The organism is Pseudohaliea rubra DSM 19751 (assembly GCF_000764025.1).
In the GTDB taxonomy this organism is placed as follows: Bacteria; Pseudomonadota; Gammaproteobacteria; order Pseudomonadales; family Halieaceae; genus Pseudohaliea; species Pseudohaliea rubra.
This window is the reverse complement of sequence record NZ_KN234746.1, coordinates 152687-176273: the sequence shown is the minus strand read 5'-3', so window position 1 is coordinate 176273 and position 23587 is coordinate 152687. Positions and strand designations below refer to the sequence as shown.

The following is a 23587-nucleotide window of genomic DNA, read 5'->3' as shown; positions in this document are numbered from 1 at the left end:
GAGCCCCTGGCGGCGGCGGGCCTGCACCCGGTTCTGGCCCGCGCCTATGCGGCCCGCGGCGTCCTTGACCCCGACGAGCTCGACCTCTCCCTGGGCCGGCTCCTGCCGCCCGATGCACTGCTCGGCGCTGATCGCGCCGCGGCGCGGCTGGCACAGGCGCTGGCGACCGACGAGCGCATCCTCTTCGTCGGTGATTTCGATGCTGATGGTGCCACCAGCTGTGCCCTCGGCGTGCGCGCACTGCGTGCCTTCGGCGCAGCGCACGTGGACTTTCTGGTGCCCAACCGCTTCGAGTACGGCTATGGCCTGTCGCCGGAGATCGTGGCTCTCGCGGCCGAGGGGCGACCGGACCTGCTGGTCACCGTCGACAACGGTATTGCCAGTCTTGCCGGCGTGGCTGCGGCCCGGCAACGGGGCATGGATGTCATCGTCACCGATCATCACCTGCCCGGCGACGAACTGCCGGCGGCGACGGTCATCGTCAACCCCAACCAGCGTGACTGCGCCTTCCCCAGCAAGCACCTCGCCGGGGTCGGGGTGGTTTTCTACCTGCTGCTGGCCCTGCGTCGACAGCTGCGCGACGACGGTTGGTTCACCGCCCGGGGCGTTGCCGAACCGCGGCTGGCAGACTTCCTTGATCTTGTGGCGCTGGGTACCGTGGCGGACGTCGTTCCCCTGGATCGCAACAACCGCATTCTTGTCCAGGGTGGCCTGGCCCGCATTCGCGCCGGTCGCGCCTCGCCGGGGGTAGCGGCGCTTCTCGCCGTGGCCGGCCGCGATCCGCGCCGGGTTGTGGCCTCGGACCTCGGCTTTGCCGTGGGGCCTCGCCTCAACGCCGCCGGGCGCCTTGACGATATGACCATCGGCATCGAGTGCCTGCTCAGTGACGACCCGGGGGCGGCGCACGGGCTCGCGGCGCGCCTGGACCAGTTCAACCGCGACCGGCGGCTCATCGAGCAGGACATGCAGACGGACGCCCTGGCCCTTCTCGCGGCGCGGGAAGACGATCTTGTGGAGCCGCCGCTGGCGCTGGCGCTTTACGAACCGGGCTGGCATCAGGGTGTTATCGGCATCCTCGCCTCGCGCATCAAGGACCGGGTGCACCGTCCCGTGATCGCCTTCGCCGACGCAGAGGCCGACGGTGCCATGCTCAAGGGCTCGGCCCGGTCTATCCCCGGCGTACACATCCGCGATGTGCTGGCCAACCTCGACAACCGGCACCCGGGGCTCATCGACCGCTTTGGCGGCCACGCCATGGCCGCCGGGCTGAGCCTCCCCCGGCAGCACCTTGATGCCTTCGCAGCGGCGCTGGTGGAGGAGGTGGCACGCCAGGCGCAGGACGTGGAGCTGCAGGCGGTGCTCGAGAGCGACGGCGAGCTCGCGCCGGCGGAGCTGGCGCTGGAGCTCGCCAGTTCCCTGCGCAATGCCGGCCCCTGGGGCCAGCATTTCCCGGAGCCGCTCTTCGACGGCCGCTTCGTGGTGAAGAGCCAGCGCATCGTCGGCGAGCGGCACCTGAAGTTGGTGCTGGCGCCAGCGGGTGCGCCGGAGCGCGCGGTGGACGCGATCGCTTTCAACATCGATCCGGAGGCCTGGCCGGATCCGTCCGTTGTGACGCTCGCTATCGCCTACCGCCTGGACGTGAACGCCTGGCGCGGCGAGGAGCGTGTGCAGCTTATCGTGGAGCACCTGACCCCCGTGCCTTGACGGAGGCATGCCCCCGGGGGACAGCCTGGCCCGGGCTCTTCCTGCTGTTGCTCACGGTGCCGCAGGTGGTGATCCTTGCCCCCTTACGCAACCCGTTCGCCTGACCCCTGCACGGGGCGGGCGCGCTGCGCTAGAATGGCGCGCTTTCTCACCAACGGGACCCGCCATGCTGGAGATCAACCCCCTCGTCAACCGCCTCAAGGACATGCAAGCACGTACGGACGTGCTGAGGGGGTATCTTTGACTTCGACCAGCGCAAGGAACGGTTGGCGGAAGTAGAGCTCGAGCTCGCCGAGCCGACGGTCTGGGACGATCCGGAACGGGCCCAGGAGCTGGGCCGGGAACGCTCGACCCTCGAGTCCATCGTCAGCACCATCGAGGCGCTGGAGGCAGGCACCCGCGACGCCCTGGACCTCCTCGAGATGGCGGCGGAGGAGGACGACGCCGACACGGTGGCCTCCGTGGAGGGGGATCTTGGCGAGTTGGAAGGGCGCCTCGAGAAGCTCGAATTCCGTCGCATGTTCAGCGGCGAGATGGACCCGAACAATGCCTTCCTCGACATCCAGGCCGGCTCCGGTGGCACCGAGGCCCAGGACTGGGGCGAGATGCTCCTGCGCATGTACCTGCGCTGGGGCGAGGCCCACGGCTTCGATACGGCACTTATCGAGGTCTCCGCCGGTGAGGTCGCCGGCATCAAGAGTGCGACGATCCAGTTCAGCGGTGAGTACGCCTTCGGCTGGCTGCGCACGGAGACCGGCGTGCACCGGCTGGTGCGCAAGTCGCCCTTCGATTCGGGCAACCGCCGGCACACGTCCTTCGCCTCCGTGTTCGTCTCGCCGGAGATCGATGACAACATCGAGATTGAGATCAACCCCGCCGAACTGCGCGTGGACACCTACCGGGCCTCCGGCGCCGGCGGCCAGCATGTGAACAAGACCGACTCCGCCGTGCGGCTCACGCACAATCCCTCGGGGATTGTGGTTCAGTGTCAGACGGAGCGCTCCCAGCACCAGAACCGTGACCAGGCCATGAAGCTGCTCCGGGCCAAGCTCTACGAGCTCGAGGTGCTCAAGCGCAGCGAGGAAAAGCAGGCCATGGAGGACAACAAGGCGGACATCGGCTGGGGCAGCCAGATCCGTTCCTACGTGCTGGACCAGTCCCGCATCAAGGACCTGCGCACAAACGTCGAGACCAGCAACACCCAGGCCGTGCTGGACGGCGGCATCGACCTTTTCATCGAGGCCTCCCTGAAAAAGGGCCTCTGACGGACCGTAGCCATGAGTGAAGACCAGCCGCCGCAGGCGGACGAGAACAAGCTGATCGCTGAACGCCGGGGCAAGCTCGCCGCCCTGCGCGAGGCGGGCAACCCCTTCCCCAACGATTTCCGTCGCACGGCGGAGGCCGGCTGGCTGCAGGCCGAGTACGGCAACTGCAGCAAGGAGGAACTGGAGGAGAACAACACCGAGTACGCCGTCGCCGGCCGCCTCATCCGCAACCGCGGCGCTTTCCTGCTCATCCAGGACGGCAGCGGCCAGGTGCAGCTGTACATCAATCGCAAGGGCCTGGACGCAGACACCCTGGAGGCGACCAGGCACTGGGACCTCGGCGACATCGTTGCAGCGCGCGGGCCCCTCCACAAGTCGGGCAAGGGCGACCTCTACATCAACATGGCCGAGGCGCGGCTGCTGACCAAGGCCCTGCGCCCGCTGCCGGACAAGTACCACGGCCTGGCGGACCAGGAGCTGCGCTACCGCCAGCGCTATGTGGACCTCATCGTCAACGAGGACTCCCGGCGGGTGTTCCAGCGCCGCTCGCAGGTCGTTACTTTTATCCGCGACTACATGAACCGCCGCGGCTTCATGGAGGTAGAGACGCCAATGATGCAGCCGATCCCCGGCGGCGCGGCCGCGAAACCCTTCGTGACCCACCACAACGCGCTGGACCTCGACATGTACCTGCGCATCGCACCGGAGCTTTATCTGAAGCGCCTCACCGTCGGCGGCTTCGAGCGCGTGTACGAGATCAACCGCAACTTCCGCAACGAGGGGCTGTCCACGCGGCACAATCCCGAGTTCACCATGCTCGAGTACTACTGGGCCTACGCCGATTATCGGGACGCCATGGACCTCACGGAGGATCTGATGCGCTCGCTCGCCGAGGCCGTGCTCGGCAGCACCAGCGTGCACTATCAGGGTGTGGACTACGACTTCGGCAAACCCTTTGCCCGCATGACGGTGCTGGAGGCCATCCTCGCCTACAACCCGGGCGTCAGCGCGGAACAGCTCGGCGACGAGACCACGGCCCGGGCCCTTGCCCGCGAGCTGGGCATTCCCCTCAAGGACGGCTGGGGCCTGGGCAAGGTGCAGCTGGAGATCTTCGAGCATAGCGCGGAGGAGAAGCTGGACCAGCCGACCTTCATCACCGCCTACCCGACGGAGGTTTCACCGCTGGCCCGGCGCAGCGACGCCGACCCTTTTGTTACCGACCGTTTCGAGTTCTTTGTGGCCGGGCGGGAGCTGGCCAATGGCTTCTCCGAGCTCAACGACGCGGAGGATCAGGCCGAACGCTTCCGCGCCCAGGTGGCCGAGAAGGAGGCCGGCGACGAGGAGGCCATGCACTACGACCATGATTACGTGCGCGCCCTGGAGTACGGCATGCCGCCGACGGCCGGGGAGGGCATCGGTATCGACCGGCTGGTGATGCTGCTGACCGACTCACCATCGATCCGTGATGTGCTTCTCTTTCCGCACCTTCGGCCCGAGTAAGCCGTATCTGTCGTGTTAGACTTGGTACTCGGCATTTGACGGAGACGGCCGTGCAGCCATTCAAGCTTTGGGCCCCGGTCGCTGGCCTGGCCCTGACGCTTCTCGCCGGCTGTGCGGGCCAGCCGCCGGCGACCACCGCCGACAGCGGGTCGGCGGATGCGCGTGAGGTGGAGCTGAACCTCAACCTCCCCGATCCCCGGGACTGTAACTGCCCGGAGCCCGGCGCCGATTACACGTTCCTTGAGCGGGGGTTCCGCGCCCTTGCCGCCGGCGACAGCATCGAGGCGGTGCAGTATTTTCAACGCTACCGGCGCCTGGAGAAGAATCCCACAGCGGCCTGGGAGGCGGATGTCGCGATCGCCTATGTGAGTATGCTGCCGAACAGTCCCTTCTACGATCTCGAGGCCGCAACCGTCGCCAGTGCCGAGCTGCAGGCGCGGCAGCCGACGGCGCAGGCGCCGCACGATACGGCCGTGCTCTTGACCCGTGCCCTGGAGGCGCTGGTGGAACTGGCGCGGCACCTCGATGATCTGGAGGGTAGTAATGCCATCCTGCGTCAGGATCTGGAGAAGCGCGAGCAGGCGCTCAGGCGCCTGCGCGAGCTGACCCTGGGTCAGCCGGCAACTCCACGGTAAAGGTCGACCCCTGGCCCGGGGCGCTGGTCACACTCATGCGCCCGCCCATGAGTTCACAGAAGTCCCGGCAGATCGCCAAGCCGAGCCCCGTGCCGCCATAGGCGGCGCTGGTGTCCGGTTCTGCCTGGACGAAGGCTTCGAAGACACGCGCCTGCTGGGCCCTGTTCATACCGATCCCCGTGTCCACCACCGCCACGGCCAGGGCGTAGGGCGCTTCCGCGGGCCGGGCGCGCACCGTGATATCGCCGTCCTCGGTAAACTTGCTCGCGTTGCTGAGCAGGTTGACCAGCACCTGCCGGAACTTGGTGGCGTCCGAGTGCAGCTGCGGCAGCTCCTCGGCAAGGTCCAGGTGCAGCCGGTTCTTTTTTTCCCGCACCAGCGGCGCAAGGCCGTCGCACACTTGCCGTATAACCTCCTCCGGGCGGAAGTCCTGGCAGTGCAGTTCCATTTTACCGGTCTCGATCTTGGACAGATCGAGGATGTCGTCAATGAGCGCCAGCAGCTGGCGTCCGGAGAGGGCGATCTTGTCGAGGTCTGCCCGGTGGCTGTCCCGGTCCACCGCGCCGGCGTCGCCGAGCTCATCGTGGAGCATTTCGCTGTAGCCGATGATGGCATTCAGCGGCGTGCGCAGTTCGTGGCTGACGTTGGCGAGGAAGATGCTCTTGGCCGCGTTGGCCTCGTCTGCCTCCCGCTTTGCCTGTTGCTCGTCCTCAATGGCGATGCGCAGCTTGTCGGCCATGGTGTTGAAGGCCTCGGCGAGATCGCCGAGCTCGCCCTCGTCCTCGATGTCATCGATGCGGTAGCCGAGGTCGCCGGCGCCGATGCGCTCCGTGCCGCGCTTGAGGCGCTTCAGGGAGGCGTTGGTATAGCGCACCAATAACAGGCCGAGGGTCGCCGTGAGGAAGATGGAGGTGATGAAACCGACGACCGTGATCCGATCCGTGAGCAGGATTGTGCGATCGATGACATTGGCCCGCTGTACGGCGATAAAAGCCTGGCGCTGCTCCAGCTCCTTCAGCCGCTGGCTGGTCGTGAGGTAGTCACCGGCATCCTCCACATCGGCGTCGTAGGCGGGATCGTTATAACGCTCATAGAAGCTCTGCCAGTTGACGAGGAGGCGGTCGGCGGCGGTGAGCAGGCGCTCGTATTGCTGCTGGGTGACATCGCGGCTGACCGCACCGAGATTCTCGATGCGCTGGCGGATGGCAGCGAGATCGGCCTGTTCCCGGGACTTTTCCTCGTCCCCCAGACGGTCTTCGGTAGTCTCGCGCAGTGTCGCCAGCACGAGGATCTGCTGGCGCTGATCCTCCAGCAGCTGCTCCAGCTCCGTGGTCAGCTGCGAGGCCTCTACGGCCTGCCGGTAGGCGACCATGCTCTCGCTCCGCGCGAAGCTGCCCCAGAAGTGGGTGCCGACGTTGATGGCGAAAAGCACCAGGATGGTCAGCAGTGACAGAATCAGGCGTCTGCGCAGGCTCATGCGGGACAGAACGCCTCGATCTTCTCGAGCAGGGCCGGGAAGTCGATGGGCTTTGTGGCGTAGTCGTCGCAGCCGGCGCCGAGGGCGTTCTGCCGGTCCGCCGCCATGGCGTGGGCTGTGAGGGCGATGATCGGGATGGCCCGGGTAGTGGGGTTTGCCCGCGCTTCGCGGCAGGCGTTCCAGCCGTCGAGCACGGGCAGGTTCATGTCCATGAGCACCAGCGCGGGCTGCTCCGCTTCCATGCGCTGCAGCGCCTCGCGGCCGTCGCCGGCGGTGAGCACCGTAAAGCCCGCACGGGTGAGACGCCGGCGCAGCATATCCCGGTTGAGCTCGTTGTCCTCGACCAGAAGGATGGGGCCGCGACCGCTCACGGCAGGTAGCCCGTCACAAGATGCACCCGCAGCGCCTCGTCGATGCCCCGGGCCTGCAGCTCGCGGCTCTCGGCTACGGTGGCGCGGCCGGCGAGGGCGGCGACGGTGCTGTCCGCCGCCAGCACCTCGCCGGGCCCCGTGGCGTCCTCGATACGCGAGGTCACGTTCATGGGATGGCCGACGAAACCGTACTTGCTGCGCCGCTCCGAGCCGATATTGCCGGCGATGACCGTGCCGGTGTTCAGGGCCACTGCTGTGCGCAGTGCCGGCAGGCCCTCGGCGGCGTTGGCAGTGTTGACCGCGTCCACGGCGGCCTGCATGGCGAGGGCGCACTGCACCGCGCGGTCGGCGTCATCGTTGCGGCCCTGGGGCGCGCCAAAGACGGCGAGGATGGCGTCGCCGATGAACTCGTCGATGGTTCCGTTCCAGGCCAGGATGATGTCCGTCATGGCCCCCAGGTAGCGGTTGAGCATGGTCACCACCTGGGTCGGCTCCAGTTGCTCGCAAAGCGTGGTGAAGCCGCGGATGTCGGACATGAGGATGGTCACTTCGCGCAGATCGCCGCCGAGGTCCAGGCCCTCGGGGCGCTCGAGGAGGTCGGTGACGATCTCGTCGGAGAGGTAGCGGCCGAAGGTGGCGCGGATGAATTGCTCGCTGCGCTCGAGCTGCTGCCGGTACTGGTCCTCGCGGTCATGCCAGCGCTTGCGCTCGATGCCGGCCTTTATACGCGCCTGTAGCAGCACCGGGTTGAAGGGCTTGAACAGGTAGTCGTCGGCGCCGGCCTCGATGCAGTCGATGATGCCTTGCATATCCTGGTGGCCGGAGATCACGATCACCGGCGTGGCGTGCCACTCCGGGTGCGCCTTGATGCGCGCCAGCACCTCGCGGCCGTCCATGCCGGGCATGACCAGGTCGAGGAGTACCACATCGACATCGGATTCCTCCAGGGTGGCCAGGGCCTGCTCGCCGTCGGCGGCAGTAACCACAAAGTGACCGCAGCGTGAGAGGTAGCGGGCGACGAGCTCGCGGTTCTCCCGCCGGTCGTCCACGGCGAGGATAAAGCCCGGCTCGCTGGTTATGGTGACGCTGCCCCGTCCGGGCTGGCTGTCGAGGGTGAGGTCTCCGGCGCTGTGGGTGGCCTGCACCAGGCGCAGGAGGCAGTCGCCGAGCTCGGCGTGTGCGTCGCCCTCCACCTGCTCCAGGAGCATTTCGGCGTAGCCGCGCAGGGCGCCAAGGCGGTTGCGCAGCTCGTGCCGGTCGGCAGCCTCGCCATCGCCGAGGTCCCGTTCGAGGGCAGTTGCCGCCTTGAGGACGCCCGTAAGATCCTCGCGGGGCTCCGCGGCCAGCGTCGGCGCCACCTCCGCGGCGATGCTGCGCACCTCGGCGATGGCGCGCAGGAGCACGTCACTGAAGGGAAAGGGCTGTAGCTCGCCGGTCACCGTTCTGCCTGCTCCCCATGGCGCCGCGCGCCCTATCGATGGCGCCGAGTATAGCGACGGGCCGGCGGGAGGGGAAAGGTCGGCGAACGGTGGTGCGTCGCCCTTGACCCTGCGGTACCATGGCATCATCGCGGCAGTTCGTGGACCTTTGCAGCCATGTTGGAACAGGTGGAGATTTTCAGGGGCCTCTCGACCGAGGAGCTGGCGGCGCTGGAGGCAACCAGCACCCGCCGTACCTTCCCGAAGAATACGGTGGTGATCCACGAGAATGATCCCGCAGATTCTCTGTTCGTCATCGACGGCGGCAAGGTCAAGGTCTACTGCAGCGACAAGAACGGCAAGGAATTCATCATGAACACCCAGGGCGCCGGGGATTACTTCGGCGAACTGGCCCTGCTCGACGACAGCACCCGCTCCGCCTCTGTGCGTACTGTCGAGAAGTGCACCTTCTGCATCGTCTACAAGGACGATTTCAACCGGGTGCTCGAGGAGCATCCGAACATGGCCCGCACCCTGATCGGCAACCTCGCCGCCCGTGTGCGCAAGCTCACTGCAGACGTCAAGAGCCTCGCCCTGCAGGACGTCTACGGCCGCGTGGCCAATGTGCTCATGGACCTCGCTGAAGAGCGGACCGATGGCTCCATGTTCATTCCCGAGAAGCTTACCCAGCAGGACATTGCCGACCGGGTCGGCGCCTCCCGGGAGATGGTTGCCCGTATCCTCAAGGACCTCACCATCGGCGAGTACATCCGCTTCGAGGGGCGGCACATTATCATCAACACGCGGCTGCCCGCGAAGTACTGATTTTTGCGCCGGAGGCGGCCCTTAGCGGTCGTCCTCCTCCACACGCTCCACCCCCTCCACGCGCAGCGCCAGCCTGCCTTCGGCCAGCCGTGCCCCGACTGCATCGCCCACCGACGTATCCCTTGCCCGGCGCAGGATGGCGCCGCTCTCGTCAGTGAGAATCGCATAGCCTCGCCCCAGGGTGGCCAGGGGGCTCAGGGAGTCGAGGAGGGCAGCGAGCCGTGACAGGCGTTCCTGTCGGCGTACCAGGCCGTGGCTCATGGCCTGGCGCAGGCGGTGCTCGGCGTCATCGAGGCGGTCGCCGAGGCGGGCCAGTCGCGGCCGCGGGTCACGGCGCAGAAGCCGCTCCGTAAGCCGGTCGAGCCGCCGATGCTCCCGCTGGAATGCACTGGCCTGGGCCCGCGCCAGCCGGCCCTCGAGGTCATCGAGGCGCTGGGCGCGCTCGCGCAGGAGTGTACCGGGGTGCTTCAGGCGCGCCCGCAGGTGGGCGAGCTCACGGCCGGCATCGCGCAGCTGGCGGGCCATGCTGCGGGTCAGCGCCTCGTCCAGCTGCGCCAGGCGCAGCCGCCAGTCGGCCTGATCCGGGCTCAGCAATTCCGCCGCCGCTGAGGGGGTCGGAGCCCGCTGGTCTGCCACCAGGTCGGCGATGGTGATGTCCGTCTCGTGGCCCACGGCGCTCACCACGGGGAGTGCGCTGTCGGCAATGGCGCGGGCCACGCTCTCCTCATTGAAGGCCCAGAGGTCTTCCAGGGAGCCGCCGCCGCGGCCGACGATGAGGGCGTCGAAACACGCTGCGCCGCTTTCCTGCCAGCGGTTGGCCCGGGCGATGGCTGCGCAGAGCGCCGGTGCCGCCTCGACGCCCTGCACCGGCACCGGCAGCAGCGAGACGCGGATCAGCGGGCAGCGGCGTCGGAGTACCGTGAGCATATCCTGCAGGGCTGCGCCGGTGGCGGAGGTGATGATGCCGAGGTGGGCCGGCGCCGCCGGCAGCGGGAGCTTGCGTTCAGCGGCGAACAGGCCCTCGGCCTCGAGCTTGGCCCGGAGGGCCTCGAAGCGCGCCTGCAGGGCCCCGGCGCCCGCGGGCTCGAGGTATTCCACGATGAGCTGGAAGTCCCCCCGGGCCTCGTAAAGGGAGACCCGGGCGCGCAGGCGTACCGCGTCCCCGTTCTCCGGGGTAAAGCGCAGCCGCTGGTTGGCGCGGCGGAACATGGCGCAGCGCACCTGCGCGCCGTCGTCCTTTAGGGAGAAGTACCAGTGGCCGGAGGCGGGGCGGGCGAGGTTGGAGATCTCGCCTTCGACCCAGACGAAGTCGAAGTGGCTCTCGAGGAGGGTCTTCACCTCCCGCGCGAGGCGGCTGACGGAGACGGCGGGGGGTGAGCTGGCGGTGGTCTGCACTGGCGGTAGCCTGCAAAAAAAAGGGCGCTGGTTTACCTGGGAAGAGCCAAGCAATTATAATTGCATGTTTACCACCTCCCCGCCAACGGAGACCCGGCCATGCTTCGCATCGACGAGGAAGCTCTCACTTTTGATGACGTCCTGCTGCTGCCCGGTTACTCGGATGTGGTCGCCACAGACGTGTCCCTGCGCACGCGCCTTACCCGGGAGATCGTTCTCAATATCCCGCTGATTTCCTCGGCGATGGACACGGTCACCGAGTCACGCCTCGCCATTGCCCTGGCCCAGGAGGGCGGCGTGGGCATCGTGCACAAGAGCATGAGCATCGCCGAGCAGGCGGACCACGTGCGCCGGGTCAAGAAATTCGAGAGCGGTGTGGTCAAGGACCCGATCACGATCCAGCAGACTGCGACCATCGCAGAGCTCGTCGAGCTTACCCGCGCCAACGGCATCTCCGGGGTGCCGGTGCTGAACGGCGACGACCTCGTGGGAATTGTCACCCGCCGCGACCTGCGCTTCGAGACGTCCCTGGATCGCACCGTCGCCAGCATCATGACGCCGAAGGAAAAGCTGGTGACCGTGCGCGAAGGCGCCAGCGCCGAGGAAGTGCAGCAGCTCCTGCACCAGCACCGCATCGAGAAGATTCTCGTGGTCAACGCCGACTTTGACCTCACGGGGATGATCACCGTCAAGGACTTCGATAAGGCAGAGAGCTTCCCCCACGCCTGCAAGGATGAACACGGCCGACTGCGCGTCGGTGCTTCTGTGGGCACCAGCGCCGACACGGACGAACGGGTGGCTGCGCTCGTCCGCGCCGGCGTCGACGTCATTGTGGTCGATACGGCCCATGGCCACTCTCGTAACGTTCTGAATCGCGTCAAGTGGATCAAGGACCACTTCCCCGAGGTACAGGTTATCGGTGGCAATATTGCCACCGGCGAGGCAGCGAAAGCCCTCGCCGAGGCCGGTGCTGACGCGGTCAAGGTCGGTATCGGCCCCGGTTCTATCTGTACGACCCGGGTAGTTACCGGCATCGGCGTGCCGCAGATGACGGCCATCGCCAACGTGACTGCGGCTCTTGAGGACACCGATGTACCCGTGATCGCCGACGGTGGCATCCGCTTCTCCGGGGACATCGCCAAGGCCATCGCGGCAGGGGCACACTCGGTGATGATGGGCTCCATGTTCGCCGGCACCGAGGAAGCGCCCGGAGAGGTCGAGCTCTATCAGGGCCGAACCTACAAGGCCTATCGCGGCATGGGTTCTCTCGGCGCCATGTCCACGCAGCTGGGCTCTTCGGACCGCTATTTTCAGGACGCGAGCAAGGGTGCGGAGAAGCTCGTGCCGGAAGGTATCGAGGGCCGCGTGCCCTACAAGGGCCCGGCGTCGGCGATCATCCACCAGCTCATGGGCGGCGTGCGCTCGGCCATGGGCTACACCGGTTCCCGGGACATCGACACCATGCGCACCCGGCCGCGGCTGGTGCGGGTGAGCGCTGCGGGCATGACCGAGTCCCACGTCCACGACGTCTCCATCACCAAGGAAGCGCCGAACTACCCCGTCAGCTGAGGCGCCCGGCGCCGGACTCCCGCCCATGACCGACATTCATGCCGAGAAGATCCTGATCCTGGATTTCGGCTCGCAGTACACCCAGCTCATTGCCCGGCGGGTGCGGGAAAGCGGCGTCTACAGCGAGATCCGCCCCTGGGATCTCGACGAGGACGCCATCCGCGCCTTCGCCCCGCGGGGCATCATCCTTTCCGGCGGCCCCGAGTCCGTGCCTGAGGCCGGCTCCCCCCGCGCCCCGGCCATCGTCTTCGAGCTCGGCGTGCCGGTGCTCGGTATCTGCTACGGCATGCAGACCATGGCCGCGCAGTTCGGCGGCGAGGTCGAGGGCTCGCCCACGAGTGAGTTCGGCTACGCGCAGATCCGCCTCACGGCCAACAGCGGCCTGTTGCGGGACATCCGCGACCACCTCGACAGCGACGGCACGCCGCTGCTGGATGTGTGGATGAGTCACGGCGACAAGGTCAGCCGCGTCCCGGAGGGCTTCGACGTGACTGCCGCCACGCCGAGCTGCCCGATCGCCGCCATGGCCCACCGGGAGAAGCCTTTCTTCGGTATCCAGTTCCACCCGGAGGTCACCCATACGCTGCAGGGCAAGCGTATCTTCGAACATTTCGTGCATGACCTCTGCGGCTGCCAGGCGCTGTGGACGCCGGCGAATATCGTAGAAGATGCCATTGCCCGGGTGCGCGAGACCGTCGGCAGCGACAAGGTACTGCTGGGCCTTTCCGGCGGGGTGGATTCCTCCGTGGTCGCGGCGCTCCTGCATCGCGCCATTGGCGACCAGCTCACCTGCGTTTTTGTCGACAACGGCCTGCTGCGTCTCAACGAGGGCGACCAGGTCATGGAGATGTTCGCCAGCCACATGGGCGTGCGCGTGATCCGCGTCGCTGCGGAGGACCTGTTCCTCGGCCGCCTCGCCGGCGTTGATGACCCGGAGGCCAAGCGCAAGCTCATCGGCAACAGCTTTATCGAGGTCTTCGACATCGAGGCGGCAAAGCTTGAGGACGTGCGCTGGCTCGCCCAGGGCACCATCTACCCGGACGTCATCGAGTCTGCTGGCGCCAATACCGGCAAGGCCCACGTGATCAAGTCGCATCACAATGTCGGCGGCCTGCCTGAGGACATGACGCTGGAACTGGTGGAGCCGCTGCGGGAGCTGTTCAAGGACGAGGTGCGCAAGATCGGCCTCGAACTCGGCCTCCCCTGGGACATGGTCTATCGCCATCCGTTCCCGGGGCCGGGGCTCGGCGTGCGTATCCTCGGCGAAGTGAAGAAGGAATACGCGGACCTGTTGCGCCGCGCCGACGCCATCTTTATCGAGGAACTGCGCGCCAGCGGCTGGTACGACAAGACCAGTCAGGCCTTTGCCGTGTTCCTGCCGGTAAAGTCCGTCGGCGTGGTCGGCGACGGCCGCCGCTATGAATACGTTATCGCCCTGCGTGCCGTCGAGACCGTGGACTTCATGACCGCCCGCTGGGCGCACCTGCCCTATGAACTTCTCGAGACCGTCTCCAACCGCATCATCAACGAGATCAGCGGCGTTTCCCGAGTCACCTACGACATCAGCTCGAAGCCGCCGGCGACGATTGAGTGGGAGTAATTAGTAATCTATGTCAACGCTGCAACTACTGAGCTTCAGTAGTTGCAGCGTGCTTAAAACTTAAGCTTTTAAGTCGGGGAGGTGGACACCATGACCGGGGTCAGCCCCATGCTTAAAAAACTTGTCTGTTCATTCTTGCTGCTCCTGCTTTCGGCGAGTGCCGGCTTTGCCCAAAGCGGCGTTGGCTCTGTGCAGGGCACGGTAATCGATAAAGAAGCCGGACAGCCGCTTCCCTTTGTCCAGGTCAATGCCTTCCAAGACCAGCAGTTAAAAGCCTGGGGGGTAACAAATTTCGATGGGGATTTCGTGATCAGTTCCCTCGCACCCGGTGAGTACGTGATTCAGATTCAGTTTACCGGTTACACCACCCTTCGACAGGAGGGGGTTGTCGTCGCTTCAGATCGTTCGACGGTACTGCCATTGGAACTGTCACCGCTGGACGGGGTGTTGGGCGAACAAAGCGTCGCTCCGCCGGCTGCTCCTGTGCCTGCAACTCGTCTATCGCGCTGTGGATACTGGCTGTACTCATGGTCGGGGCGGGCCTGAGGGCGACAGTGCGGTCCCGGTGGAAGTCCCGGTAGTGCCATGACTGCGGAACAGGGGAGAAGCCATACCGCGCGCACCGCCTCTGCAGCGCGATTTCAAACGGCGCCGTTGCCTGCGCCCGGGCATCATGCGTAGGATCCACAGCGCTCAAAACCGTCGTGACCTGTGAATCAGTTTAGAATGGCAGCTGCCAGGCTGGCCGCGCTGCAATGATTATTCATTTATCCTCCAGAGAGCCCTGATGTCCGGAAACGCTACCTTCAACCTCAAGGACACCGCGATCGTGTCCGTTACCGCCCACCACGCGCCTGAGGTCGTCACCTCGGCGTCCTTCGACGAGCGCCTCATGCACACCTACGAGCGCCTCGGAACCCAGCCGGGGCTCCTTGAGAACCTTGCCGGCATCGTGGAGCGACGCTGGTGGCCCAGGGGTCACACCTTTACCGAGGCCGCAGCAGAAGCAGGGCGCAAAGCGATGGCGGCCGCAGGAATCAGTCCGGATGCGGTGGGGCTGCTCATCGACACGTCGGTGAGCAGGGACCGGGTCGAACCGTCATCGGCGGTCACCGTCCACCATCTCCTCGACCTGCCCACATCGTGTCTGAATTTCGACCTGGCCAACGCCTGCCTCGGCTTCATGAACGCCATGCAGGTTGCAGGAATGATGCTCGACAGCCACCAGATCGACTTCGCTCTCATCGTCGACGGGGAGGGGTCCCGCCAGCCGCAGGAGAAAACCCTCGAGCGTCTCGCTTCGGACGAGGCGACGGCGGCCGACCTGTTCGCCGAGTTTGCCACCCTGACGCTGGGATCGGGAGCGGCGGCTATGGTGCTGGGTCGCCACTCGGAGAATGCCGGCAGTCACCGGATCGTCGCTGGCATCAACCGGGCAGACACCTCGCATCACAAGCTGTGCGTGGGCACCCTCGACCAGATGCGCACCGACACGGCAGCCCTCCTCGACGCCGGTCTCGGCGTCTCCCGGCTTGCCTGGGCGAATGCCGAGGAATACGGCTGGCTTGCTATGGACCGCTACGTGATCCACCAGATATCGTCCGTGCATACGTCAATGCTGTGCGAACGTCTCGGCATCGACGCCACCCGGGTGCCCCTCACCTATCCCAGGCTGGGGAACACCGGCCCCGCCGCGGTTCCGTTGACCCTCGCCCAGGAGTCAGCGTCGCTGAACGCCGGGGACCGGGTCCTGTGCCTGGGTATGGGCTCGGGCATCAACGCCATGGCCCTCGAGATCGCCTGGTGAGCCCGGCTCCCGGCGCAGCGACTTCGCCAGCGGCGGCCTCAGTACCCCCCGATAAGCTGCCGGGCCTCGCCCCGGCCTGGTCGCGGCTCGTCACGGCCGGCGGGCACGGCTTTCACCTCCTCGACAATGGCATCAAAGATGCCTCGGTGACGCTGGTCTGTGTCCACGGCAACCCGACCTGGTCCTATAGCTGGCGCAGCGTGATTTCAGCCGCGCCTCCCGGGGTGCGGGTGATCGCCGTCGACCAGCTGGAGATGGGCTTTTCGGAGCGCACGGGAACGACCCGCCGCCTCGGCCAGCGCGTCGCCGACCTCGGAACGGTCATCGATGCCCTCGACATCACCGGCCCGATCATCACCGTCGGTCACGATTGGGGAGGCGCGATCTCCCTGGGGTGGGCCGTCGAGAACGTCCACCGGCTCGCCGGCGTGGTGCTGGTCAATACCGCTGTTCATCAGCCCGAAGGGGCCCGGGCACCGCTGCTGATCCGGATGGTTCGACCCTTCATCAGCTGGATCTGTGTCCGCTTGCCGCTGTTCCTCTGGGGAACAACGGTGCTGGCACGGCCGCCGCTGCGCAAGGCCTTACGCAACGCCTACTTCGCCCCCTATCGCACGGCGCAGCGGCGGGCTGCGATCGGCGACTTCGTCGCCGACATTCCCCTCGAGGCGGAACATCCCAGCTACGACGACCTCACTGCTATTGCAAGGGGGCTGGAGCGCCTGGCTGAGGTGCCGGTGCTGTTGCTGTGGGGGCCAGAAGATCCCGTGTTCTCCGATCTGTACCTGCGGGACCTCAAGGCGCGGCTACCACACGCTGACGTACATCGCTTCATCGGTGCCGGGCACCTGGTGGTTGAGGATGCCGATATCGCCGGGACGATTCATCGCTGGGTCGAAGTCGACCCGTCCCCGCCAACGCCTGCGCCGGGAGGCCGCAGTCCGCTGTGGGCGGCGCTCGACGCCCGTGCCGCCGACGACGCCGTCGCCATCACCGAGGCCAGCTACGGCGGCAACCGGTCGATGAGCTTTGCCGAGCTGGCGACCGCCGTTCGCCACGTTGCTGCAGGAATGGCCGCGCACGGCATCGCGAAGGGCGATCGGGTGGCCCTGCTGGTGCCTCCCGGCATCGACCTGACCATCGCCCTGTACGCCTGCTGGCGTCGAGGGGCCGTGGTGGTGCTTGCAGATGCCGGGCTCGGTCCGCGTGGTCTGACCCGGGCGATGGCATCCGCATCGCCGCAGTACGTCATCGGGATACCCCGCGCTCTGGCGGCTGCCCGGGCGCTGCGATGGCCGGGGGAACGCATCTCGGTGACCACCCTGTCGACGCTGCATAATCGAACCTTAGGGGTTGCGACCAGCCTTCCTGCGCTGCGGGCGATCGGCCAGGGCAGCCCGCTCCCTGACCCGCCCGTCGACGACGCCGCCGCCGCGGTTGTGTTCACATCGGGTTCGACGGGACCGGCCAAAGGTGTCGCCTATCGACACCACCAGCTGCAGGCCCAGCGTGATGCGCTTATGGCCGCCTACGGCATCACGGGTGCCGATCGGCTCGTGGCAGCCTTCGGTCCTTTCGCCCTGTATGGTCCGGCCATGGGGATCACATCGATGGTGCCTGATATGGACGTTACGTCGCCGGGCACCCTGAGCGCCACGGCGCTCGTTGACGCCGTTTCCGCCATCGACGCCACACTCGTTTTCGCCTCTCCCGCAGCCCTTACCAGTATCGCGGCCACCGCCGACGCCCTCTCCTCTGCCGCCTACCAGGCTCTCAAGGGAGTTCGGATGCTTCTGTCAGCCGGCGCCCCGGTGCACCCCGACGTCCTGCGCAACGCCAGGACATTGATGCCTGGGGCCGAGGCACACACGCCCTATGGGATGACCGAGGTGCTGCCGGTCGCCGATATTACCCTCGAGGGCATCGAGGCAGCCGGCAATGGCAACGGCGTGTGTGTCGGGTTCCCCGTGGCCGGGGTTACGGTGCGGATCAGCCCGCTCGACCGCGGCGGCGAGGCCTCCGATGAGTTGACGGATAACCCTGGCGTGACTGGCGAAATACTTATCCGGGCGCCCCACATGAAAGAGACCTACGACAGCTTGTGGGCGACTCAGCAAGCCGCGGCGACGCCGCCGGGTTGGCACCGCAGCGGCGATGTCGGGCACTTCGACGACCAGGGCCGGCTGTGGGTCGAGGGGCGCATGGCTGATATCGTCACCACCGCTGAAGGACCGGTGACTCCGGTCGGCATCGAGCACGCTATCGAGTCACTGCCCGGTATTGCCCAGGCAGCAGTAGTCGGTGTTGGCCCGCCGGGTACGCAGCAGAGCGTCGCCATCCTCCGGCCGACCGATCCGCCGCGACGGCCACGGCTGGCCTCTGTCGACCGGACGGATGCCGTGCGCGCCGTTGCCGGGGTCCCGGTGGCCGCCGTGCTGGAGGTACCGAGGGTGCCGGTGGATCGGCGCCACAACGCCAAGATCCACCGAGGGCAGCTGGCCGACTGGGCCGAGGGCGCTCTTGCCGGGGGGCGGATGTCGTCTCCATGAGGGTGCTGGTCACCGGGGCCACCAGTCTGCTGGGACAAACCGTTGCCAGGCAGCTGATCGAACGTGGCACTGACGTGGCGGTGCTGCAACGGGGCCCGAGCGGTCTCGACGCAAAGGAGCACCTCGGGGACATCACCGACCCCGCAGTAGTGGCTCGCGCTGTGACCGGGGCGGACGCCGTCGTGCACGTCGCGGCCCGGGTCGCTGTGGTGGGCCCGTGGAAGGACTTTCAGCGCATCAACGTGAACGGCACCCGAATCGTTCTCGAGGCCGCCCGGGCGGCCGGTGCCAGCCGCTTCGTTCAGGTGTCATCGCCATCGGTGGCCCATAGCGGAATGTCGCTCGTCGGCGCATCGGCTGCGCCGGCTGACCCAGGCGGGGCCCGCGGTCACTACGCCCGATCCAAGGCTCTGGCGGAGCAGGCAGTGCTGGCGGCGCCCGACATGGCGGTGCTGGCGGTCCGCCCTCATCTCGTGTGGGGACCCGGCGACACGCAGCTGATTGGCCGCATCGTGGAGCGGGCGCGCCGGGGCCGTCTCGCCGTCGTCGGATCCGGGATGGCGCTGATCGACACCACCTACATCGACAACGCGGCAGACGCCATCATCGCCGCCCTCGACAAGGCGCCCGACCTGTCGGGTCGTGCCCTGGTGATCTCCAATGGTGAGCCGCGTCCTGTGAGGGAGCTGTTCGACCGCATCGCCACCGCTGCCGCTGTTGAGTCATCGCGGCTGAAGGTTCCCGCTGCGGTCGCCTGGTTGGGTGGAGCCCTCGCCGAGCGGGTGTGGAACTGCACCGGACGCACCGGCGACCCGCCCATGACGAGCTTTATGGCCGAGCAGCTGTCCACCGCTCACTGGTTTGATCAGCGCGAGACCCGCCAGCTCCTCGGGTGGACGCCGGCCGTGCCGCTGGATGAGGGATTTCGACGGCTGACGGCGTGGTACCAGGCTGACTGTTGATCGAACGATCAACAGACTCGGAGCAATAGTCCGCGACCCAAAGGGAGATGTTAGCGAGGGTTGATGATGACCGGGGAAGCGTGCTTCGGGGGGTGCCTCGCTATTGCAAAGAAAGTTCCCGGTTGCTGCGGCGGTCAGAGCAATGAACGATAAACGTCCTGGCGAATTAACCTATGGCGAAAGGGACGAAGAGAAAGGCAACTGTCACGCTCGCTGCTGGAGCAGCGCTACAGGCCGCCGGTCACCGCCCCAGCGGCGGCAGCCGGTACCAGAGCGCGTAGAGTGCCGGCACGAAGAGCAGGGTAATCGCCGTGCCCACGGCGAGGCCGCCGATGAGCACGTAGGCCATGGGCCCCCAGAAGCCGTCGAGGGTCAGCGGGATGAAGGCGAAAACCGCCGCCAGTGCCGTCAGAATTACCGGCCTTGCCCGCCGCACCGTTGCCTCGATCACCGCCTCGGCACCGTCCATGCCTTCGGCACGGTTGTCCTCCACCTGCTGGGCCAGGATCAGCGTGTTGCGCATGAGGATCCCGGCCAGGCCGATGAGGCCGAGGAGCGCCACGAAGCCAAAGGGCTGGTTGAACAGAAGCAGGGCCGCCACGGCGCCGATGAGCCCGAGGGGCGCGGTTGCTATGACCATGAACGTGCCGCGGAAGCTGCGCATCTGCAGCATCACGAAGATCAGCATGAGGGCGACCATCACCGGCTGCAGGGCCGAGAGGGAGGCGTTCGCCTTGGCGGATTTCTCTACCGAACCGCCGATATCGATCCGGTAGCCGCGCGGGAGTTCATCGCGCAGCGCCGCCGCGGCGGCCCAGATCTCCTCGGTGACGCTGTTCGGCTGGCCGCTGCGCAGGCTCGCGACCACGGGCAGGAACCGCTCCCGGTTATAGCGCATGATCACCGGCTCTTCGTATTCCACGTCGACCCGGCCCAGCTGCGCCAGGGACACCTTGCCGCCGTCGGCGGTGCGCAGTTCATGCCGTGAGGCCTCTTCGGGGCCCAGCTCGCCGCGGTCGCGGCCGCGCAGCCAGATGGGCACGGTGCGGATGTCCTGGCGCAGCTCGCCAATGGCTTCCCCGTGCAGTTGCACCTGCAGGGAGCGCGCTACCGCCGCCGGCGTGAGGCCGTAGCGGGCGAGGGCGTGCTCGTCGTATTTCAGTCGTTGCACGGGAATGCGCTCGTCCCACTCCAGGTGTGGATCCTTGATGTGTGGGTTGGCGTCCATAATGGATACCAGCTCGCGGCCGGTGTCCCGCAGCACCTGCGGGTCCGGGCCGATGATGCGGAAGGTCAGGGGCCACACTACCGGCGGCCCGTAGAGTAGTCGCGATACCCGCACGCGTGCCTGCGGAAAGGCGCCGTCCACCACCTGCTCGCGCACCGCAGCCATGACGGCATCGCGGGCGCGCTTGTCGCGGGTCACGGCGACGACCTTGCCGAAGGCAGAGGAGGGCTGTTCCGGGTTTGAGGAAATGAAGAAACGCGGTGCACCGGCACCGAGATAGCTGACCTGGTTGAGCACCCCGGGCTGTGCTGCGAGCAGGCTCTCGACCGAGCGCACGGTCTCTGCGGTTTCTTCAAGGGAGGTGCCCTGGGGATGCCAGAGCGTGACGATGACCTCAAGCCGGTCCGAGCCCGGGAAGAACTGCTTCTGCACGAAGCGGTTCATGCCCACCCCCGCCAGCACCAGCAGCGCCACCGTTGCGGCTACCACCAGCACGCGGTGGCTCACGCAGCCACGGACCAGGGCGCGCAGGCGCCGGTAGCGCGGCGTGTCGTAGGGGTCGTCGCTGTGGCCGCCGTTGCCGCTGTGCTCGCGCAGCAGCCTCACGCCAAGGTAGGGGGTGAAGGTCACCGCCACCAGCCAGGAGATTACCAGCGCATAGGCCAGCACCCAGAAAATGTTGCCGGCGTACTCGCCCACGCTGGACCTTGCGAAGCCGATGGGCACGAAGCCTGAGACCGTAACGAGGGTGCCGAAGAGCATGGGTGCTGCAGTGAGGTGCCAGGCCTGGGCCGCGGCCTCTACCCGGGCCATGCCCGCCTCCATTTTCACCAGCATCATCTCGATGGCGATGATGGCGTCGTCTACCAGCAGCCCAAGCGCGATGATCAGCGCGCCGAGGGTGATACGGTCGAGATTGATCCCCGAGAGCTTCATGGCCAGGAAGGTGATGCCCAGGGTCAGCGGAATACTGATGCCCACGACAATGCCGGCACGCAGACCGATGGCGGCGAAGCTGACCAGCATCACCACGAGCACCGCCACCAGAAATTTGAGCTGGAACAGGTTGACGGCGTCGGCGATGGCTTCAGCCTGGTTGGTGTGACGCAGCAGAGTCGTGCCGAGCGGCAGCCGCGCGCGCTCCTCGGCAAGGAACGTGTCCAGCCGCTCGCCGAGGTCGAGGCCGTTAGCGCCCTGGGTCATGACCACGCCCAGGAGCAGGGCGTCCTCGCCCTCGGCGTGCACCACGTAAGCCGGCGGGTCTTCGTAGCCTGCGTAGACCTCCGCCAGCTGGTCCAGGCGGAGCACCCGGTCGCCCAGGCGCACGGGGATCGCGCGGAGCGTGTCCAGGTCTGCATGGTCGTCACCGACGCGCATGCGCAGCACGGGCCCGCTGCCCTGGCGCTCGCCGGCGGGCAGCAGACGTAAGTGGGCGTTGACGGCGTCGATGAGGGCCTGGGAGGAGACGCCGAGGTTGTTGAGGAGGCCGTTGTCCACGTCGATGTAAACCCGCTCCGGGCGCTCGCCCAGGATCAGCGCCTTGTGCACCCCGGGCACCAGCCGAAGCCGGTCGCGGATCGCCTCGGCCTCCCGGGTCAGGTCGCGCAGCGGCAGCTCGGGCGCCGTGAGAGCGAGCAGGCTGAAGAACACATCCGAGTAGTCGTCGTTGACGATAGGGCCGACAACGCCCTGCGGCAGCAGCGGCATCTCGTCGAGCATCCGCTTGCGCACCTGGTACTGCAGCTCGGGGATCTTCTCCGCCGGGGTGAAGTCCTCGAACTCGACGGTGATATCAGCGCGCCCGGGCCGGGCCACTGTCTCCAGACGGTATAGATAGGCGACTTCCTGGAGGCGCTTTTCCAGCCGGTGTACCAGTTGCTGATCCACCTCCTCGGCGCTGGCGCCGGGCCAGAGTACCGACACCACCAGGGAGCGGACGACGAAGGCCGGATCTTCAGCGCGGCCCATGGACAGAAAGGCACTGAAGCCGCCGAGGGCGGCGAGAATAATAAAAAAGCGGGTGACGGAGCGCTGGCTGACCGCCAGCGCTGAGAGATTCAGGCGACTCATGGCCCCTGTTCCCTGACCCTCATACCCGGCGCCAGCAAGTGCGTACCCAGGGCGATGACCGTGTCACCGGTGTTGAGATCGCCGCGCACCCGGGCCTCTTCCCGGTCCACGGCCACTACGGTCACCGGGATCGGCTCGCTGCGTCCATCCACCACCCGCCACAGCTGCGGCCCTTCGCCGCGCTCGTCGACGGCGGCCAGGGGCACGGTGAAGGTGGCTGCGTTGCCGGCGTCCGTGAAAGACAGGCTGGCGACACTGCCCAGGGGCAGCTGCAGCGCCGCCGGCAGCTGGTAGCGGGTGCGCCAGCCGCGGCTTGTGGTATCGGCCACGCCCTGCTGCTCCCGGAGCTCGACAGTGAAAGCTTCGCCGCCGTGCCAAAGCGTTGCCGTCGGTGGTGCTGCGGGGCTGCCAAGGAAGACCTCTGCCTCCCGGGGGCCGGCCTTGGCGAAGAGCAGCGCAGGGGCCTCCGGTCGCAGCACTGCGCCGACCTCTGTCTCCAGACGCATGACGGTACCTGCGGCTGGCGCCCGCAGCTCGGTTTCCGCCAGGGCTACGCGAGCCAGTCCGAGCTCACTCTCCGCCACGGCGAGCCGCGCCTCCGTTGCCCGGGCGAGCAGCGACGCGGCATCCAGCGCCTGTCGACTGGTTAGCTCTCGGGCTACAAGGTCGCGCTGGCGCGCAAGCTCGGTACGGGCATTGTCTGCTTCCGCGGTGGCGGCCGCCAGCGCTGCTTCGGCCCGGGTCAGCTCCAGCCGCTCTCTGCGATCATCGAGGCTGAACAGCAGCTGATCTGCCGGAACAGTCTCGCCGGTATCGACATGCCGTGCGACGATCCGTCCTGGGCGCTGAAAGGTGAGGGGTGCTTCTACGCGTGCGCGAATGACCGCCGAAAGGCGCAGCGCTGCCGGATCGTCCGGCGCTACGACAACGGTGCGCACCACCGGCGGCGGCGGCTCGGCTGGCGCTTCGGCGCCGTCACCGCAGCCGGCGAGGGCCAGGGGGAGAACGGCGAAGAGGAAGGAAAGGCGGGCGAGAAGATGCCGGAAGCCCTGGGTAACTGTGGACAATAGTGCGAATCCTGGATGGTAAGAGGGCGGCCTGCAGCAAGGCCCGGCATGCTTTTAGCGCTACCAAGGTACGGTGGTAATGATACTACGGATCGCTGTGCGGGCCCATGGTGGGTCATGTCGCGTCAGGCCCGGTGCTCTTTGC

General features: G+C 67.0%; 17 protein-coding genes. 11 read left to right on the top strand and 6 right to left on the bottom strand.

Translation table 11 applies throughout. The annotated features are described in order from the left end of the window. The first annotated feature begins 6 nt into the window (after window positions 1-6). From recJ to HRUBRA_RS01900, 4 genes are all read left to right on the top strand, one after another. Window positions 7-1704: a single-stranded-DNA-specific exonuclease RecJ gene (recJ, locus tag HRUBRA_RS01915; RefSeq protein ID WP_052094279.1), complete on the top strand. Its 1698-nt coding sequence runs from the start codon at window positions 7-9 to the stop codon at window positions 1702-1704. A gap of 166 nt (window positions 1705-1870) precedes the next feature. Next, window positions 1871-2969, top strand: a protein-coding gene (gene prfB, locus HRUBRA_RS01910) for a peptide chain release factor 2 (protein WP_144244347.1) whose coding sequence is annotated in 2 segments (ribosomal slippage) — window positions 1871-1945 and window positions 1947-2969 — 1098 coding nt in all. Because the reading frame shifts where the segments join, the coding sequence is not laid out codon by codon here. 12 nt (window positions 2970-2981) lie between these two features. Then, entirely contained in the window at window positions 2982-4469 is a 1488-nt protein-coding gene (gene lysS, locus HRUBRA_RS01905) for a lysine--tRNA ligase (RefSeq protein ID WP_035513972.1), read from the top strand. A gap of 50 nt (window positions 4470-4519) precedes the next feature. After that, a complete protein-coding gene (locus HRUBRA_RS01900) occupies window positions 4520-5104 on the top strand; it encodes a hypothetical protein (RefSeq protein WP_201771502.1) in 585 nt (194 codons plus the stop codon). On the opposite strand, the gene HRUBRA_RS01895 is transcribed toward HRUBRA_RS01900, so the two are convergent. Genes HRUBRA_RS01895 through HRUBRA_RS01885 form a run of 3 tightly spaced genes read right to left on the bottom strand, consistent with a single transcriptional unit; the run spans window position 5055 to window position 8391 of the window. Further along, complete coding sequence (locus HRUBRA_RS01895) at window positions 5055-6581, bottom strand: sensor histidine kinase (RefSeq protein ID WP_035513970.1); 1527 nt, start codon at window positions 6579-6581, stop codon at window positions 5055-5057. The two genes, HRUBRA_RS01900 and HRUBRA_RS01895, sit on opposite strands and share 50 nt — an antisense overlap. Further along, window positions 6578-6952, bottom strand: a complete 375-nt coding sequence (locus HRUBRA_RS01890) for a response regulator (protein WP_268870525.1) — start codon at window positions 6950-6952, stop codon at window positions 6578-6580. The genes HRUBRA_RS01895 and HRUBRA_RS01890 overlap by 4 nt, the downstream gene beginning before the upstream one ends. Next, complete coding sequence (locus HRUBRA_RS01885; protein ID WP_035513968.1) at window positions 6949-8391, bottom strand: adenylate/guanylate cyclase domain-containing protein; 1443 nt, start codon at window positions 8389-8391, stop codon at window positions 6949-6951. Before HRUBRA_RS01885 ends, HRUBRA_RS01890 begins: the two co-directional genes overlap by 4 nt. 156 nt (window positions 8392-8547) lie before the next feature. On the opposite strand from HRUBRA_RS01885, the gene HRUBRA_RS01880 reads away from it, so the two are divergent. Further along, on the top strand, window positions 8548-9195 hold the full coding sequence (locus HRUBRA_RS01880; RefSeq protein ID WP_035513966.1) for a Crp/Fnr family transcriptional regulator: 648 nt from the start codon (window positions 8548-8550) through the stop codon (window positions 9193-9195). 21 nt (window positions 9196-9216) lie between these two features. Here the strand turns inward: HRUBRA_RS01880 and xseA are convergent, their stop codons facing one another. Next, entirely contained in the window at window positions 9217-10590 is a 1374-nt protein-coding gene (xseA, locus tag HRUBRA_RS01875) for an exodeoxyribonuclease VII large subunit (RefSeq protein ID WP_035513963.1), read from the bottom strand. Window positions 10591-10689: 99 nt separating this feature from the next. Between xseA and guaB the strand changes: the two genes are divergently transcribed. From guaB to HRUBRA_RS01850, 6 genes are all read left to right on the top strand, one after another. Further along, on the top strand, window positions 10690-12159 hold the full coding sequence (guaB, locus tag HRUBRA_RS01870; protein ID WP_035513961.1) for an IMP dehydrogenase: 1470 nt from the start codon (window positions 10690-10692) through the stop codon (window positions 12157-12159). A gap of 25 nt (window positions 12160-12184) precedes the next feature. After that, a complete protein-coding gene (guaA, locus tag HRUBRA_RS01865; RefSeq protein WP_035513958.1) occupies window positions 12185-13759 on the top strand; it encodes a glutamine-hydrolyzing GMP synthase in 1575 nt (524 codons plus the stop codon). Window positions 13760-13849: 90 nt separating this feature from the next. Continuing rightward, entirely contained in the window at window positions 13850-14305 is a 456-nt protein-coding gene (locus HRUBRA_RS14820) for a carboxypeptidase-like regulatory domain-containing protein (RefSeq protein ID WP_084592389.1), read from the top strand. A 241-nt stretch (window positions 14306-14546) separates the two neighbouring features. Next, entirely contained in the window at window positions 14547-15566 is a 1020-nt protein-coding gene (locus HRUBRA_RS01860; RefSeq protein WP_035513954.1) for a 3-oxoacyl-ACP synthase III, read from the top strand. Beyond that, window positions 15563-18115, top strand: a complete 2553-nt coding sequence (locus HRUBRA_RS01855) for an alpha/beta fold hydrolase (RefSeq protein WP_035513952.1) — start codon at window positions 15563-15565, stop codon at window positions 18113-18115. The genes HRUBRA_RS01860 and HRUBRA_RS01855 overlap by 4 nt, the downstream gene beginning before the upstream one ends. After that, a complete protein-coding gene (locus tag HRUBRA_RS01850) occupies window positions 18112-19077 on the top strand; it encodes an NAD-dependent epimerase/dehydratase family protein (RefSeq protein ID WP_035513950.1) in 966 nt (321 codons plus the stop codon). The genes HRUBRA_RS01855 and HRUBRA_RS01850 overlap by 4 nt, the downstream gene beginning before the upstream one ends. Window positions 19078-19318: 241 nt before the next feature. On the opposite strand, the gene HRUBRA_RS01845 is transcribed toward HRUBRA_RS01850, so the two are convergent. After that, window positions 19319-22375, bottom strand: a complete 3057-nt coding sequence (locus tag HRUBRA_RS01845; RefSeq protein WP_035513947.1) for an efflux RND transporter permease subunit — start codon at window positions 22373-22375, stop codon at window positions 19319-19321. Beyond that, the gene (locus HRUBRA_RS01840) at window positions 22372-23442 is read right to left on the bottom strand and encodes an efflux RND transporter periplasmic adaptor subunit (protein ID WP_052094273.1); all 1071 of its coding nucleotides are present in this window, start codon (window positions 23440-23442) and stop codon (window positions 22372-22374) included. Before HRUBRA_RS01840 ends, HRUBRA_RS01845 begins: the two co-directional genes overlap by 4 nt. Window positions 23443-23587: the final 145 nt, after the last annotated feature.